Origin of the sequence: Pseudomonas sp. Irchel 3E19 (assembly GCF_900187585.1) — a bacterium.
In the GTDB taxonomy this organism is placed as follows: domain Bacteria; phylum Pseudomonadota; class Gammaproteobacteria; order Pseudomonadales; family Pseudomonadaceae; genus Aquipseudomonas; species Aquipseudomonas baetica.
Map to the genome: position 1 here is coordinate 22,149 of NZ_FYDT01000039.1, position 16,458 is coordinate 38,606.

General features: G+C 60.5%; 16 protein-coding genes. 8 read left to right on the forward strand and 8 right to left on the reverse strand.

Going from position 1 to position 16,458, the window contains the following annotated elements:
• Positions 1-79 precede the first annotated feature (79 nt).
• The 5 genes from CKW18_RS21650 to CKW18_RS21670 all read left to right on the forward strand — a co-directional run bounded on the left by CKW18_RS21650 (position 80) and on the right by CKW18_RS21670 (position 5,834).
• Positions 80-1,354, forward strand: coding sequence for a glycerate kinase (locus tag CKW18_RS21650; RefSeq protein WP_095190667.1), 1,275 nt, complete (start codon positions 80-82; stop codon positions 1,352-1,354).
• Positions 1,351-2,766 (forward strand): pyruvate kinase, encoded by a 1,416-nt coding sequence (gene pyk / locus CKW18_RS21655; RefSeq protein WP_095190668.1) that lies wholly within the window; start codon positions 1,351-1,353, stop codon positions 2,764-2,766. The genes CKW18_RS21650 and pyk overlap by 4 nt, the downstream gene beginning before the upstream one ends.
• A gap of 204 nt (positions 2,767-2,970) precedes the next feature.
• Complete coding sequence (locus tag CKW18_RS21660) at positions 2,971-3,885, forward strand: urea transporter (RefSeq protein WP_095190669.1); 915 nt, start codon at positions 2,971-2,973, stop codon at positions 3,883-3,885.
• 21 nt (positions 3,886-3,906) lie between these two features.
• Positions 3,907-4,731 (forward strand): ion transporter, encoded by an 825-nt coding sequence (locus tag CKW18_RS21665; protein WP_095190670.1) that lies wholly within the window; start codon positions 3,907-3,909, stop codon positions 4,729-4,731.
• 104 nt (positions 4,732-4,835) lie between these two features.
• Complete coding sequence (locus tag CKW18_RS21670; RefSeq protein WP_095190671.1) at positions 4,836-5,834, forward strand: sulfate ABC transporter substrate-binding protein; 999 nt, start codon at positions 4,836-4,838, stop codon at positions 5,832-5,834.
• Positions 5,835-6,019: 185 nt separating this feature from the next.
• Here CKW18_RS21670 and CKW18_RS21675 read toward each other — a convergent pair whose 3' ends face one another.
• Positions 6,020-6,640 (reverse strand): DUF5666 domain-containing protein, encoded by a 621-nt coding sequence (locus tag CKW18_RS21675; protein ID WP_095190672.1) that lies wholly within the window; start codon positions 6,638-6,640, stop codon positions 6,020-6,022.
• Positions 6,641-6,883: 243 nt separating this feature from the next.
• On the opposite strand from CKW18_RS21675, the gene CKW18_RS21680 reads away from it, so the two are divergent.
• The 3 genes from CKW18_RS21680 to CKW18_RS21690 all read left to right on the forward strand — a co-directional run bounded on the left by CKW18_RS21680 (position 6,884) and on the right by CKW18_RS21690 (position 9,461).
• Complete coding sequence (locus tag CKW18_RS21680) at positions 6,884-8,071, forward strand: MFS transporter (RefSeq protein ID WP_095190673.1); 1,188 nt, start codon at positions 6,884-6,886, stop codon at positions 8,069-8,071.
• A gap of 156 nt (positions 8,072-8,227) precedes the next feature.
• On the forward strand, positions 8,228-8,428 hold the full coding sequence (locus CKW18_RS21685) for an SDR family oxidoreductase (RefSeq protein ID WP_256587053.1): 201 nt from the start codon (positions 8,228-8,230) through the stop codon (positions 8,426-8,428).
• Positions 8,429-8,573: 145 nt separating this feature from the next.
• On the forward strand, positions 8,574-9,461 hold the full coding sequence (locus tag CKW18_RS21690; protein WP_095190674.1) for a LysR family transcriptional regulator: 888 nt from the start codon (positions 8,574-8,576) through the stop codon (positions 9,459-9,461).
• Positions 9,462-9,532: 71 nt separating this feature from the next.
• Here the strand turns inward: CKW18_RS21690 and CKW18_RS21695 are convergent, their stop codons facing one another.
• The 7 genes from CKW18_RS21695 to CKW18_RS21725 form a co-directional block, all read right to left on the reverse strand.
• Positions 9,533-11,056 carry a hypothetical protein gene (locus tag CKW18_RS21695; RefSeq protein ID WP_095190675.1) on the reverse strand — a complete coding sequence of 508 codons (1,524 nt, stop codon included), beginning with the start codon at positions 11,054-11,056 and terminating at the stop codon, positions 9,533-9,535.
• A complete protein-coding gene (locus CKW18_RS21700; RefSeq protein WP_095190676.1) occupies positions 11,043-11,510 on the reverse strand; it encodes a hypothetical protein in 468 nt (155 codons plus the stop codon). The genes CKW18_RS21695 and CKW18_RS21700 overlap by 14 nt, the downstream gene beginning before the upstream one ends.
• Positions 11,511-11,841: 331 nt before the next feature.
• A complete protein-coding gene (locus CKW18_RS21705) occupies positions 11,842-12,246 on the reverse strand; it encodes a hypothetical protein (RefSeq protein WP_095190677.1) in 405 nt (134 codons plus the stop codon).
• A 25-nt stretch (positions 12,247-12,271) separates the two neighbouring features.
• Positions 12,272-13,471: a c-type cytochrome biogenesis protein CcmI gene (gene ccmI, locus CKW18_RS21710; RefSeq protein ID WP_095190678.1), complete on the reverse strand. Its 1,200-nt coding sequence runs from the start codon at positions 13,469-13,471 to the stop codon at positions 12,272-12,274.
• Entirely contained in the window at positions 13,468-13,938 is a 471-nt protein-coding gene (locus tag CKW18_RS21715) for a cytochrome c-type biogenesis protein (RefSeq protein WP_095190679.1), read from the reverse strand. The genes ccmI and CKW18_RS21715 overlap by 4 nt, the downstream gene beginning before the upstream one ends.
• Positions 13,935-14,471: a DsbE family thiol:disulfide interchange protein gene (locus tag CKW18_RS21720; protein ID WP_095190680.1), complete on the reverse strand. Its 537-nt coding sequence runs from the start codon at positions 14,469-14,471 to the stop codon at positions 13,935-13,937. The genes CKW18_RS21715 and CKW18_RS21720 overlap by 4 nt, the downstream gene beginning before the upstream one ends.
• Entirely contained in the window at positions 14,468-16,456 is a 1,989-nt protein-coding gene (locus tag CKW18_RS21725) for a heme lyase CcmF/NrfE family subunit (RefSeq protein ID WP_095190681.1), read from the reverse strand. The genes CKW18_RS21720 and CKW18_RS21725 overlap by 4 nt, the downstream gene beginning before the upstream one ends.
• Between the last annotated feature and the right edge of the window lie 2 nt (positions 16,457-16,458).

Below are 16,458 nucleotides of genomic sequence, written 5' to 3' on the forward strand. Positions count from 1 at the left end.
CACCGCCTTCGCGAGCAGGCTCGCTCCCACAAGGGATCTGAGTTGCCCTTTCGAATAACAAGAATTCCGGGAGCCCGCCATGTCGGTCGATCCGCAACAACTGCTGCGCGAGCTGTTTGCCACAGCCATCGACGCGGCCCATCCGAACCAAGTCCTCGAAGCTCATCTGCCCGCCGACCGCACCGGCCGCGTGATCGTCATCGGCGCCGGCAAAGCCGCCGCCGCCATGGCGCAAGTGGTCGAGCGCTGCTGGGAAGGTGAAGTCACAGGCCTGGTCGTGACCCGTTACGGTCACGGCGCCCCATGCGAAAAAATCGAAGTGGTCGAAGCCGCGCACCCGGTCCCGGACGCTGCCGGCCTGGCCGTGGCCAAACGCGTGCTGGAGCTGGTCAGCAACCTGACTGAAGACGACCGCGTGATCTTCCTGCTCTCCGGTGGCGGCTCTGCCCTGTTGGCGCTGCCGGCCGACGGCATCACCCTCGCCGACAAACAGTCGATCAACAAAGCCCTGCTCAAATCCGGCGCGACCATCGGTGAGATGAACTGTGTGCGCAAGCACCTCTCGGCGATCAAGGGCGGCCGTCTCGGCAAGGCCTGCTGGCCGGCGACTGTTTATACCTATGCGATTTCCGATGTACCGGGCGACCTCGCTACGGTCATCGCTTCCGGCCCGACCGTGGCCGACCCAAGCACCTCCACCGAAGCGCTGGCGATCATCAAGCGCTACGGCATCGAGATCCCGGCCTCGGTACGCAACTGGCTACAAAGCCCCGAGTCGGAAACCGTCAAACCCGGTGATCCGAGCCTGGCCCGCAGTCACTTCCAGTTGATCGCCCGTCCGCAGCAATCGCTGGACGCCGCTGCGGTGAAATGCCGTCAGGCCGGTTTCAGCACGCTGATCCTCGGCGACCTGGAAGGTGAATCCCGCGAGGTGGCAAAAGTCCACGCCGGTATCGCCCGGCAGATCATCAACCATGGCCAGCCACTGGCTGCGCCGTGCGTGATCCTCTCCGGCGGCGAAACCACGGTGACCGTGCGCGGCAATGGCCGTGGCGGACGTAACGCCGAATTCCTCCTCAGCCTGACCGACAGCCTCAAGGGTCAGCCCGGCGTCTACGCCCTGGCCGGTGACACCGACGGCATCGACGGCTCGGAAGACAACGCCGGCGCGATCATGACCCCGGACAGCTACGCCCGCGCCGCCGCTCTGGGCCTAAGCGCCAGCGACGAACTGGATAACAACAACGGCTACGGCTATTTCGCGGCGCTCGATGCGCTGATCGTCACCGAGCCGACCCGCACCAACGTCAACGACTTCCGCGCCATCCTGATCCTTGAGAACTCTAAATCATGACGCCTGATAAAAAGGTCAAAATCCTCGCCACCCTCGGGCCTGCGGTCGATGGCATCGACGACATCCGTGAACTGGTCGAGGCCGGGGTGAATATCTTCCGCCTCAACTTCAGCCACGGCGATCACGCCGACCACGCCAAGCGCTATCAGTGGATCCGCGAGGTCGAGCGCCAGCTCAACTATCCGCTGGGCATTCTGATGGACCTGCAAGGGCCGAAACTGCGCGTCGGCAAGTTCGCCGACGGCAAGGTGCAATTGCATCGCGGTCAGGCATTCCGGCTTGATCTGGACGTCACACCGGGCGATGAACGCCGGGTGAACCTGCCGCATCCGGAGATCATCGCGGCGCTGGAAGCCGGCATGGATCTGCTGCTCGACGACGGCAAACTGCGTCTGCGCGTAGTGACCAAGTACTCCGACGCGATCGACACCACCGTGCTCAACGGCGGCGAACTGTCCGACCGTAAAGGTGTGAACGTGCCGCAAGCAGTGCTCGACCTGAGCCCACTGACCGCCAAGGATCGTCGCGACCTGAGCTTCGGTCTGGAGCTGGGCGTGGATTGGGTCGCGCTGTCGTTTGTGCAGCGTCCGCAAGACATCATCGAAGCGCGCGAACTGATCGGCGACAAAGCCTTTCTGATGGCGAAAATCGAGAAGCCATCGGCAGTCGAGCAACTGCGCGAAATCGCCGAACTGAGCGACGCGATCATGGTGGCCCGCGGTGATCTGGGCGTCGAAGTGCCCGCCGAGAGCGTGCCGCAGATTCAGAAAAACATCATCACCACATGCCGCGAACTCGGTAAACCGGTGGTGGTGGCAACCCAGATGCTGGAATCGATGCGCTTCTCCCCTGCCCCGACCCGCGCTGAGGTGACCGACGTTGCCAACGCTGTGGCCGAAGGCGCCGATGCGGTCATGCTCTCGGCAGAAACCGCGTCGGGCGAATACCCGCTGGAAGCCGTGCAGATGATGAGCAAGATCATCCGCCAGGTGGAAAACGGCCCGGACTACCAGACGCAACTCGACGTCAGCCGACCAAAAGCCGAAGCGACGGTTTCCGATGCGATCAGTTGCGCGATCCGTCGCATCAGCAACGTGCTGCCGGTGGCGGTGCTGGTCAACTACAGCGAGTCGGGCACCTCGAGTTTGCGTGCGGCGCGGGAACGGCCGAAAGCACCGATCCTCAACCTGACGCCGAACCTGCAGACCGCGCGCCGTTTGAGCGTGGCCTGGGGGATTCATTCGGTGGTCAACGATCGTTTGCGGCAGGTCGACGAGGTGTGTTCGACCGCACTGGAAATTGCCCAGGCACAAGGTATGGCCGAGCGCGGTGACACGCTGTTGATCACCGCCGGTGTGCCGTTCGGGCAGCCGGGGTCGACCAACTCGCTGCGTATCGAAACATTGATCTAAACATGCTCAAAAAGCACCTGTGGGAATAGCGGTTATTCCTTCAATCAAAATGCTTGAGCGCTACAACTGGCCTCTTCGCGAGCAAGCCCGCTCCCACAGTTGATTTGTGTGCATCACAAACTCAATGACTGAACAAAGATTCAATGTGGGAGCCAGCCTGCTGGCGAAGCAGGCGACTCGGTTTCACTGACCTTCAGAACTGCCATGTCTGCCAACTCTTTCAACACCCACTGCCCCGACTGGGCCGAGGCTTTGCTCAACGGTTTCAGTCAAATATTCCTCCAGCGCCATCCGCTGTGCGGCCTGCTGTGTCTGCTGGCGATCCTGCTGACAGCGCCAGTGCTGTTCTCCGGTGCGCTGCTCGGCGCCGTCGCCGGATTACTCACCGCGCAACGGCGCAACTATGCCAAGGCTGATCGTCAGGCCGGGTTGTTCAGCTACAACGGCGTGTTGCTTGGTTTGTTGCTGAGCCTGTATTTCCCCTGGTCGCCATTGCTGCCGCCGCTGATTCTCGCCGCCGGCGGCCTCAGTGCGATGGTCACGCAGCAATGGCTCAAACATGTTTACCGCAGCCGAGCCATACCGGCCTACACCTCGCCGTTCGTGGCCATGAGCTGGATCCTGCTGCTGTTCGCCGAGCCTTCGGCGCCAATGGCGCACATCGAGATGAACACGCTGAACCTGTTCGCCGCTGAACTGCGCGGTTTGGGTCAGGTGATGTTTCTCGGTCATCCGCTGGCCGGCGCACTGATCGCCGCTGGTTTGCTGATCGCTGATCGCCGGGCTTTTTGCTGGGCGCTGCTGGCCTCGGCGATTGGCCTCGGTTCGAGCCTGCTGCACCACGAAACCAGCGCCGCACTGTTCGGCCTCGGCAGTTTCAACGCGGTACTCGCCGCCCTCGCCTTCAGCGCCCAGCGTCAACAACCGTGGTTGCCGTTGCTCGGCATTGTTGTGGCGCTGCTGGTCACACCGCTGTTCGCCGCCATCGGCCTGGCCACGCTGACCGCGCCGTTCATCCTCGCCTGCTGGCTGATCCGCGCCGGTATCCAGATGCTTGGCAAGGCCAACGTCGACAGCACGCCTTGCGCTCATGGGGAGAATCAACCTAGGCTGCGCTGATCTTTGATTCAGGCGTTTTCCATGGACAGCAGCAACAACTGGCGTGAGCGGCTTTACGTCATGATTTTCCAGAGCGACACCCTCGCCGGGCGGCGCTTCGACGGCATCTTGCTGTTGATCATCCTCGCCAGTCTGGTGATCGTGATGCTCGACAGTATCGACAGCATCCACCAGAACTATGCTGATGTGCTGGCTTACATCGAGTGGGGCTTCACGATCATCTTTCTCGGTGAGTACATCCTGCGTCTGTATTGCTCACCGAAGCCGCTGCGCTACGCCTTCAGTTTTTATGGGCTGGTGGATTTGCTGGCGATCGTGCCCGGCATCCTCGCGCTGTATTACAGCGATGCGCAGTACCTGCTGATCATCCGGATTATCCGGATGCTGCGGATTTTCCGCGTACTCAAGCTCAGTCCGTATCTCAAACAAGCCAACTATCTGATGTCGGCGCTGCGCGGCAGCAAGCAGAAGATCGTTGTGTTTCTGGTCAGCGTCTGCACCCTGGTGACGGTGTTCGGCACCCTGATGTACGTGATTGAAGGCCCGGAGCACGGCTTCACCAGCATTCCCAAAGGCATCTATTGGGCTATCGTCACGTTGACCACCGTGGGTTTCGGCGACATCGTGCCAAAGACACCGCTGGGTCAGGTGATTTCGTCGCTGGTGATGATCACCGGTTACTCGATCATCGCTGTACCCACCGGGATTTTCACCGCCGAACTGGCCAACGCCATGCGCGGCGAACAACTGCAACACGACTGCCCGGCGTGCAAGAAAAACAGCCACGAACACGGCGCTGCGTTCTGCTCGCGTTGCGGCAATCAGCTGTTCAAGAAAATCGAATAAGCACAGAGCTTTTTAATCTTTAAGCGACTATGCGAGCCCCGTTATAGTCAGTGGCAATTGAACATCACCCCCTGCTCCTACACAGATAGAACAAGGAATGCGCAGTGAAAAAACTCTTTGGCGCCTCACTTCTCGCCGCCGGTCTCGCCTTCGGTAGCGTGGCTCAAGCCGCACCGACCTTGCTGAACGTTTCCTACGACGTGATGCGCGATTTCTACAAGGACTACAACGCCGCGTTCCAGAAACACTGGCAAGCCGAACACAACGAAAACATCACCGTACAGATGTCCTTCGGCGGTTCGAGCAAGCAAGCGCGCTCGGTGATCGATGGCCTGCCGGCTGACGTCATCACCATGAACATGGCGACCGACATCAACGCTCTGGCCGACAACGGCAAACTGGTTCCGGACAACTGGGTCACGCGCCTGCCGAACAACAGCGCGCCCTTCACCTCGGCCACTGTGTTCATCGTCCGCAAGGGCAACCCGAAAGCCCTGAAAGACTGGCCGGATCTGCTCAAGGATGGCGTGCAGGTGATCGTGCCGAACCCGAAAACCTCGGGCAACGGCCGCTACACCTACCTCTCGGCCTGGGGTTATGTGCTGAAGAACGGTGGCGACGAAAACAAGGCCAAGGACTTTGTCGGCAAACTGTTCAAGCAAGCACCTGTGCTGGATACCGGCGGCCGCGCCGCGACCACCACGTTCATGACCAACCAGATTGGCGACGTGCTGGTGACCTTCGAGAACGAAGCGGAAATGATCGCCCGCGAATTTGGTCGTGATCAGTTCGAAGTGATCTACCCGAGCGTTTCTGCTGAGGCTGAGCCGCCGGTGTCGGTGGTCGACAAAGTCGTCGACAAGAAAGGTTCGCGCGCAGCGGCGGATGAGTACCTGAAGTACCTGTGGTCACCGCAAGGTCAGGAGATTGCTGCGGCGAACTACCTGCGCCCACGTGATCCGGCGGTGCTGGCGAAGTACACCGACCGTTTCCCGAAAGTCGACTTCCTGTCGGTGGAGAAGACCTTTGGTGACTGGCGCACCGTGCAGAAGACCCACTTCAATGATGGTGGGGTGTTTGATCAGATTTACACGGGCCAGTAAGGCTTGAGCTGAAATGAAAAAGGCGACCCACTGAGGTCGCCTTTTTTGTGCGCATATTGACATCTAACACCGCCCCCTGTGGGAACGAGCCTGCTCGCGAAAGCGTCAGATCAGCCAGCACATCATTGAATGCCAGACCGCTTTCGCGAGCAGGCTCGCTCCCACAGTGATAGGTGTTCAGGCGGTTACATCGGTGGCGTCACCCCATCCTTGCCTGCAGAAATCGATTGCGCCGTCAGCGTGCCATCCACCCCTTGCGTGACGAACGTAACGATCTTCACCCCGACCTTCAGCAAGCTTCTATCGCCCGGCGTCAGGTTGACGATCGGCACGTCCTCCGGCACCAGGATCTTCTGCTGGCCGCCCTTGTAGTTCACCGTCAGCACCCGACCATTGCTCACTACCAGGTCGCCGACACTGCCATTGGTCATGCTGCTGCCCTTGGCCAGGTCGAACGGTCGATGCCCGTCACCGCTGCCCGCCAGCTCCGGCGGAAACACATGCACCTCCAGCGCCTTGAGTGTGCCGTCCTCCTGCGGCATGGCCGCCGCGCCAATGTAACTGCCGGGTTTGATGTCTTCGATATTGGCCAGGGTGACGGCGCGGACCTTGGTGTCACTGGTCAACTGAATCAGCACGTTTTCACCGCTGTTGACGTGGACTTTCAGTGAGTCGGCACTGACCCCGGCGATCTCGCCGCGCACGCCGAGGCGCATGCCGGGGGCATCAGCAGCCTGCACGCTCACCGCGCCCAGCAGACTGATCAGGACAATCGTTGCTATGTGGTGAAGCCTCTGACGAAACATTGCAATCCTCCGGTCATCAATGTTGAACAAGCCAATGCAGACATAAGCACGCTATCGAACAGGATGTAAGTGAATGTATCATCGACCCGCAACGGTCGGACGCAAGGTCCGCCGATGGATGACACGCCGCTAGCACCCAGCCATTCCGCAACGGAATAACTGATATCAATCGCCGGCGCCTTCTGCCCTTGCGGATTAACCCTTAGCCTCACCGCATTCCCTTTCGCTGCATCGAGAACCCTTATGACCGCCACAACCCACACGATGACCCGAGGCATGGTGCTGCTGTTCGCCTTCTGCTGCGGCGCCATCGTTGCCAACATCTACTACGCGCAGCCGATCATCGGCTTGATCGCACCGGACATTGGCCTCACCGACACCATGGCCAGCTTCATCGTCTCGCTGACGCAGATCGGTTATGCGCTGGGCCTGTTCTTCCTGGTGCCGTTGGGTGATCTGCTGGAAAACCGTCGGCTGATGATCATCACCACGGTGGTGGCGATTGCCAGCCTGTTGGCGGCGGCGTTTACCGATCAGCCCAACCTGTTTCTGCTGATCTCGCTACTGGTGGGTTTCAGTTCGGTGTCGGTGCAGATTCTGATTCCGCTGGCCGCGCATCTGGCGCCGGAAGAATCTCGTGGTCGCGTGGTCGGCGGGATCATGGGCGGCTTGCTGTTGGGTATCCTGCTGGCGCGGCCGGTGTCGAGCGTGGTCGCCGACCATTTCGGTTGGCGGGCGATGTTCATGATCGCGGCAGCATTGATGGCGGCGATCAGTGTGGTGCTGGCGCTGACTGTGCCCAAGCGCCAACCGGATCACAGCGCCACGTACGGGCAACTGCTCGGGTCGCTGTGGACACTGCTGCGCCAACAACCAGTGCTGCGTCAGCGTGCGTTTTACCAGGGTTGCATGTTCGCCACGTTCAGTCTGTTCTGGACCGCGGTGCCGCTGGAGCTGGCACGTAACCATGGCCTGCCGCAAAGCGAGATCGCGATTTTCGCCCTGGTCGGCGCCATCGGTGCCATCGCCGCCCCCATCGCCGGACGCCTGGCCGACGCTGGCCACACCCGCCTCGCCTCGCTGTTGGCCATGCTGTTCGCCAGCCTGAGCTTCCTGCCCGCCTTCATCCACCCGGCCTACAGCGTGATCGGCCTGGCGGTAACCGGCGTGGTGCTCGACTTCTGCGTGCAGATGAACATGGTCCTCGGCCAACGTGCGGTGTACTCGCTGGACGCCAAAAGCCGCGGTCGCCTGAACGCGCTGTACATGACCAGCATCTTCATCGGCGGCGCCTTTGGCTCGTCGGTGGCCAGCGCGGTATATGAGTATGGCGGCTGGTTGTGGATCGTGATTGTTGGCAGTGCGTTTCCGTTGTTGGCGTTGTTGCGGTTTTTGAGTGCATCGCAGGGACGTTCGCTGGCGACGGCTTAACTTCATCCTCGCGCTAACAGCGTCAATTCGATACGGCGATCCCTCTGTAGGAGCTGCGGCACGCTGCTCCAGTGTTTATGTTCAGCAAAGACCCGCTCCACACGCTTCGGTCAGATTACACTCACGACCGTCCGACAGACCTTCCAAGGAGTTGCCATGACCCGACGTACTTTCCTCATCACCGGTGCCAGCAAGGGCATTGGGCGGGCGCTGGCCGGAGTGCCGATGGGGCGTTTGGGACATCCGGAAGAGATCGCTTCGGCGATTGCGTTTCTGTTGTCCGAACAAAGCGGTTTCATCACCGGGCAGACACTGTTTGTCGATGGCGGTGCGTCCGTCGGCAAAGCTGCGTTCTGATCAACAACACATTCCCCCTGCAGGAGTGAGCCTGCTCGCGAATACGGTGTATCAGACACATTGATGTTGCTGAATCACCGCTATCGCGAGCAGGCTCACTCCTACAGGGTTATTCAACAGCCTCAAGATTGTGCAAGGACATGAGATGGACCGCCTCGCCGCCATGGAGACCTTCGTCTACGTCGTGGAAACCGGCTCGTTTTCCGCCGCCGCCCGGCGTTTGGAAATCGGCCAGCCCGCCGTGTCGAAGACCATCGCTCAACTGGAAAAGCGCCTGGCCGTAAGTCTGTTGTTGCGCTCGACCCGCGGCCTGACCCCGACCGAAGCCGGGCTGGCATTCTTCGAGCGGGCCAAGCGCGCCATCGAAGAAACCAACGAAGCGGACAACGCCGCCCGTGGCAGCGCCAGTGGTTTGAGCGGCAACCTGCGTATCAGCGCCGCCGTGACCTTCGGCCGCCTGCACATCGTGCCGCAACTGGGTCCCTTCCTCGACCAGCATCCACAACTGAACATCGACCTGCTTCTCGACGACCGCAACATCAACCTCGTCGAGGAAGGCATCGACGTCGCTTTGCGTATGGGCCCGCTCAGCGACTCGAGCCTGACCGCGCGCAAGATCGCCGACTGCCGCCGTGTAGTGCTCGGCTCGCCGGCGTATTTCGCCCGTCACGGCGTACCCACCTGCCCTGCCGAACTGGAACTGCATCAAGGCATCGTCTACAACCTGAGCGGCGGCGCCACCTGGACTTTCACTCAAGGCACAGCGCAACACACGCAAACCCTCAGCGGCCGCATCCGTGTCAGCGCCGCCGAGGGTTTGCGCGCCTCCGTCCTGGCCGATCAGGGCCTGACGATTGCCTCGCAATGGATGTTCGCCCCGGAACTGGCCAGCGGCGCAGTCGTGCCGGTAATGCAGGACTGGACGCTGCCGGACCAGGATCTGTGGGCGGTGTTTCCGACAGGCCGGATGGCGAGTGCAAAGGCACGGGTGTTTGTTGAGTATGTGCAGAATTTGCTAGAGGCGAGCCGCTGATGTCGCCAACTTTTAGCGTCGCGCGCCATCGTCCCTGACTGTAGTTCCTGGCCATCCATGGCCTGAAAGGTTCAAGGTTGTTTCGGCTCTTTCCCGCGCTGTAACACCTCGTCCGCCATGGCCGGCAAATCGGCGCGCTTGGTATTCGGGCTGACATGGGTAATCAGATCAGCCAGCGCCACGCCCTCCATACCCAGCCTGTCGCGCAGGCCTTCATAGCCTGCGGGAACATTCCCGTCTTTCCAGAAAGAAGGCACGCGTACTTCCTTGGGCAGTCGCGCGCTCTGATCGACGATTTTGTAGGGATAAGGTGTTTCTTCGAGTTTTCTTGACTGGCTCATCAGAGGCGCCTTGCCCGCGACCATCTCGGGATGGGTCAGGCTGCCCGCGCGGTATTGCTGTTCGAGCAGGACGCTGCGTTCCTTCAGTTGTTGGATCTTGCTTTGGTGGCGCTCGTTTTCGCGGATGAGTTCGTCCGGCGTTTTCGCGATCAGCGCTGGCGGCCTGTCCAGTTGCTTCTGGATAAAGATCGCCTTGACCGCGGCCAGGCTGGGCGGAGTCAGCCACACTTGCTCGTTGTGGTCCGTATGGGCTCCGGGCGTCTCGAGGATGTCCTTCAAGTGCGTATGGCTCTCGCTGGCAATCCGCGCCAACCGGTCGGGGTTCAGAGCCTTCAATGGATACAGGCGCTCTAGGTCGTCACGCTTGTAATACAAGGGATTGCGCTGACCGAGATACCTTTCGCCGCTCCTGCCGACCTTGGCGCCCTCTCGCTCACTGGGTGCCTGCGCGACCCGACCGAGAATACGCCCCGCGGAATCCCGGTCGTTATGCCAAAGCTCCAGGGGATGGCTGATCTTGCTCAGGGCTGTCTTGCCATCGAGGGTAATGGTTATGCCTGAATTACCAATGGAACCGATCCCTAACGGAGGCAGTTGCTGGTAGGCCGCTGCGGTCTTGGCCTGGTCGATACGTTTGTCTGACACCACCCGTGTATAGGTGCCCATGGCCCCGCCACGGTTGAAGTCGGCCATTTTTCTGATTCGCCCTATCCCGTTCAACTGGCGCTCATTGACCGATAGAAAACGCTCGGACTTGAGCAGGCCCTGCATTTCGCGAAAGTCCACATCACGGGTGAAGACACTTTTCCCGACACTATGATCAAGAATGCTTTCCAGCGGCGCCGACAACTTCTGCACGTGCCTGGCTTCTTTTCCATGAGGAGCCCCTTCACGGATCTCTCTGGACAGCTGCATTTCCTGGGCAATTGCTTTGGACAGATAGTTGGCATTCGATCGCCATGCGTTCAGCTGATTCAGCTCGCGCTCGGGCAGCTTTTCTCCGGCGGTAAAGCGTTGCAACTGAGTGACCATATGACGTTCGAAGTCAGCGTCACTGGCAAAGGCGTTTTTCGCGATGAACTCGCGCTGGGCCACGGCCGCTGGAGCATGGGCAGCAGGCTGCGCCGGAGCATGAAGAGGGTTGGTGACCGACCTGATAGACATTCCTGCGGGGGTGGCGGCAGGCTGCGGATCGGTTTGCGCTGCCTGTACAGAGAAGGCAACACTGACGCCGGGAATATTATGTATCGGCATGTGGAAACTCCTTGATGAGGGTGCACAGCACCTCAAGCCGGCGATGGAACTGCTCGATGACCAGGGAAAATCCTGGTTCGTGTTCCAGGCTGCGCAAATCGACCAGTCCCTTCAACTCGTAACCCTCGGCCCCTTCACTCAGCGCCAGTTGCCCTGTTTCGAAACCGAATACAGGCTTGCTCAACAAGGAAAACACCTCGGCCGCGTTGGCCACGAGCATAGGCAGACGCAGGTCGGCGAGCACACTCCAGACCCATAAGCGATCGTCGTCCACGGTGATGAAAACATCCGAGACGCCATCAAGCTCGATTGCGATTGTGGAGTGCTGGTCAAAATCGAGCAATTTATGCTCGGGGCATTGGTATCGCCGTAGCAACGCATCCATCAGTTCCTTCAGCGTGAATCTTGACTGCTCACGGAAGGAGTAAGGATCTTGCACATCTTCTTTCACCATGGGGGCACCTGGAAGGTCTGAAGTCACCAGCGTTGTTTTGATATCCCGACCATTCGGAATAAAAAATCGCTGGCCTGTCAGGAATCAGGCTTTGGCTCTACTCAGGTCCTTGGGTATCTCCACCAGACCAGATTGGCGAACTGCCCACTTTGATAACCATCACCATGACCCGTTGGCGAAGTATGCAAATCAAAGCTCTGAATTATCTGCCGAAAAAAACGCATGAAATTTTAGCCCACGGCCGATATCCATTCAGCCTCGGGTCTACAGGCTTTAATGTTTTCAGCAGCACCCATTATCAAAACGGCGATCCGAAGATCGCCGTTTTCATTTACTGACCGAATCGCTTGCCCAATCCCGGCGGCACGCCGTGGATGTCGGTGTCTTCCCACGGGCCGTTGGGGCTGATCGAGCGGCTCCAGCCATTGTTCCAGCGGAAGTAGGTGCGTTGGCGGTAGAAGGTGTTGGACTGGTCGTCGAGCACGTAAACACCGAGTTTCTGATCCCAATGGCTATTGCCACCCGGTGGCGGAGCGAAGCTTGCCGAAGTGCGCGGGACCGGTTTTGCCGGTTTGGCCGGAATGCTTTTGCCTGGTGTCGGTGAGGTCGACGGGGTCGCGCTGGGTTGCGACGGCGGGATCGGCGGCAGGTTGGTGTGCGATTCCGGTCGTTGCACCGCACATGCACTCAAGCCCAGGGCCAATGTGAGAACCGTGATTCGGGCGAGGGTATGCATGGCGGTGCTTTCCTGTGTTACCCGGTTACTTGTCCGGGCTGTCGATGGTCAGTTTTTGTAGCGCGGTGGTGCTGCTGGCAAGAGGCCCGCTGCGACCAATCCACTCCCCGGCGGTCGGCTGACCGGCCCGGGAGATGCGCGCAACCAGTTGGACTTCAGGGAAGTTCGACAGTTTCAACTGCGGCATCATGGCGTCGGCATCGCCCAGTTCGACCGTTACCGGCAGATCCGCCACGGTCAGACGCTTGGCCGCCAGCGGCGCCGGAGGCCCGGAAGTAGCGCGGGCGAAGATGAACACGCTGTCACCCGGTTGCACCTTGCCTTTGAGTTCGCTGGCGAGATCGACGCTGACCTTCAACAAGGCTGCTTTTGGCGCTGTTGCCTGAGCGACTTTGCCACCACTGGCTTGCAGGCGCTCTACGGCTCGCTCGATCCCGCCTTGCAGCGCTTCGCGGGATTTGTCGTCCGGCGGCAATTGCGCCAACAGGCGGTTCCAGTAATCGATGGCTTGCTGATAGCGCTCACCTTCGAATGCGGCGATGCCGAGCAGACCGAGGCTGGTGACTTCTTTCGGATCTGCCTTCAACGCTTCATCGGTCAGGGCCTGAATTTTGTCCGACCATTTTTTGCCATCGGCAAAATACTGCGCCTGTGCCCACTGGCCGAGCAGTTCCGGCTGACGACCGGCGAGGTTGGCGGCGCGCTCGAACATCTTCGCCGCGTCTGCCGGACGCTCCTGAGCCATGTAGGTGCGCCCGAGGAAGTACAGCCCTTCAGCGGAGTCCGGCTGCGCGGCAACGGCGCGCTCCAGACGCTGGGTCATCTCTTCCATCGACTGCGGTGCCTGGGCGAATTCGCGGGTCAGTTCGACCTTGTCGGCAGCGCCGAAGTGCAGATACAGGCCCAGGCCCAAGACCGGCACCAGCACTGCCGCCAGCAGCGGCAACGGTTTGCCCAGCTTCGAGACGCGCGGCGCCGCCACACCTTCGGTATCGGCGAGCAGTTCACGCGCGGCTTCGGCACGACCGCTGTCCATCTGCGCGGCATCCAGCACACCCTCGGCCTGTTGCGACTGCAACTCGGCAACACGCTCCTGATACATCGCGACGTTCAGGGCAGTACGATCCTCTTCACGCTGGGCGCGGCGTTCACGCAGAACAGGGATCAGCAGAAAACTCAGGGCGACCAGAAGCAACAGCCCTGCGGCAAGCCAGAAATCAATCATTCTTGGTTTTTATCCAACAGTTGGTCGAGGCGCTGACGCTCTTCGATGGACAGCGCTTGCGGGGTCTCGGCGCGCTGGCCGCGACGACGGCGGACGATCACCGCGATCACCACAAAACCGCCGAGCAACAAGCCCGCCGGGCCGAACCACAGCAACGCCGTCTTGGCGTTGAGTGCCGGTTTGTAGCGGACGAAATCACCGTAGCGATCAACCATGAAATCGATGATCTGCTGGTTGTCCTTGCCCTCGCCGAGCATGCGAAAAATCTCTTTGCGCAGGTCAGCGGCAATCGGTGCGTTGGAATCGGCGATGTCCTGATTCTGGCACTTGGGGCAGCGCAGCTCCTTGGTCAGCTCGCGAAAACGCTCACGGTCACCTTCTTTGGCGAACTCGTAGGTGTCGATGGCAGCGTGGGCTACACCGACCAGACTCAAGCCCAACACCACGGCGGCTAGAAAGCGCTTCATGGCTTGGCCTCATCGACCAGCGCCTGATACTTGGCCGCGAGTTTCTCGCGCCAGACTTGCTCATCGATCACACCCACGTACTTGTCGCGAATGATGCCCTTGGCGTCGATGAAGAAGGTTTCCGGCGCGCCATACACGCCGAGGTTCAGGCCCAGCGAACCCTCGTCGTCGCGGATGTCCAGCGCATACGGATTGTGAAATTCGGCCAGCCACTTCAAGGCATCGGCGTTGGTGTCCTTGTAGTTGATGCCGTAGATCACCACGCCGCGCTCGGCGAGTTTATTCAGCACCGGGTGTTCGACCCGGCAGGAAATGCACCACGTGCCCCAGACATTGACCAGCGCCGGTTTGCCGAGAATGTCAGCGCGGGTCAGGGTCTTGTCGCCCTGCACCGACGGCAGCGAAAACTCCGGAAACGGTTTGTTGATCATCGCCGACGGCAGCTCCGCCGGATCGAGGTACAGACCGCGATAAAGGAATACCGCCACCAGCAGGAAAATCGCCAGTGGCGCCAGCATCAACCAACGTCTCATGCAGCCGCTCCCGTCATGCCCAGCGCTTCACGCACTTTGGATTTCACCTTGACCCGATAACGTCGATCCATTGCCGCTAGCAGCCCGCCTGCGCCTGTGAGCAGGCCGCCGAACCAGATCCAGCGCACGAACGGTTTAACGTGTACACGCACCGCCCACGCACCGTTTTCCAGCGGCTCGCCGAGCGCGACGTAAAGGTCACGGGTGAAACCGGCGTCGATCCCGGCTTCGGTCATCACCGAGTTCTGTACGGTGTACAGACGTTTTTCCGGGTGCAGCACACTGATTTCCTTGCCGTCACGGATCACCCGAATGGTGCCCTTGTCGGAGGTGAAGTTCGGCCCTTCGAAGTGCTTGGCGCCTTCGAACACAAATTGATAACCGGCCAGGGCCATCGACTCGCCCGGCGCCAGACGCAAGTCGCGTTCAGCACTGTTCTGACTCGACAACACCACGCCCAGCGCGCAGACGGCGATGCCGAGGTGGGCGATCTGCATGCCCCAGTAGCTGCGGGTCAACGTCGGCAAGCCTTTGATCAAACCTTTGTGGCGGGTCTTGTCGAAGATGTCGCGCACCCCGGCGAGCAACACCCACGCTGCGAGCAGGAAGGTGGCGATCACCGCCCAGTTGAAATCGCCGTAAGCGATACCGGCCACCACTGCCAGCGCAACACTGCCGAGCAACACTGGCGTGAGCATGCCAACCAGCCATTTCACCGGCGTGTCTTTCCAACGCACGACCACACCGACCGCCATCACCAGCATCAACAGCGCCATCAACGGAATGAACAGCGCGTTGAAATACGGCGGGCCGACCGACAGCTTGGCGCCGCTGATGGCATCAAGAATCAGCGGGTACAGCGTGCCGAGCAGGATCATCGACGCGGCGACGACCAGAACGAGGTTATTGCCCAGCAGCAGGGTTTCCCGCGACCACAGGTTGAAACCGACCTGGCTCTTGACCACGGGCGCGCGCAGGGCGAACAACGTCAGCGAACCACCGACGACAAACAGCAGGAAGATCAGGATGAATACACCACGTTCCGGGTCGGAGGCGAACGCGTGTACCGAGGTCAGCACGCCGGAACGCACGAGGAACGTACCGAGCAGGCTCAGCGAGAATGCAGCAATCGCCAGCAACACCGTCCAGCTCTTGAACACGCCACGTTTCTCGGTGACCGCCAGCGAGTGAATCAACGCGGTGCCGACCAGCCAAGGCATGAACGAGGCGTTTTCCACCGGGTCCCAGAACCACCAGCCGCCCCAGCCGAGTTCGTAGTACGCCCACCACGAGCCGAGGGTGATGCCGATGCCGAGAAAGGCCCAGGCAACGATGGTCCATGGACGCGACCAGCGTGCCCACGCGGCATCAAGTCGCCCGCCCATCAACGCCGCAATGGCGAAGGCGAACGCCACCGAAAAGCCGACATAACCCATGTACAACATCGGCGGATGCACGATCAGGCCGATGTCTTGCAACAACGGGTTCAGGTCGGCGCCATTGCTGGGCATTTGCGGCAGGATGCGCTTGAACGGGTTGGACGTGAGGATCAGGAACAGCAGGAAACCGGTGCTGATCATGCCCATTACCGCCAGCACCCGCGCCAGCATGACTTGCGGCAATTGCCGGGAGAACACCGACACGGCGAAAGTCCAGCCGCCGAGGATCAGTGCCCACAGCAGCAGCGAACCTTCGTGGGCGCCCCACACCGCGCTGAATTTGTAGAACCACGGCAACGCGGTATTGGAGTTGTTCGCCACATAGGCAACGGAGAAGTCGTCGGTCATGAACGCGTAGGTCAACGCGCCAAACGCGAACAGCAAAAACGCAAACTGCCCCCACGCCGCCGGCTGGGCCAGACTCATCCAGAAACGATCACCGCGCCAGGCACCGACCAACGGCACCACGGCCTGCACCAGCGCAAAACACAGCGCCAGAATCATCGCCAGATGGCCGAGTTCAGGGATAAAAATTGCGGAAGTCATCG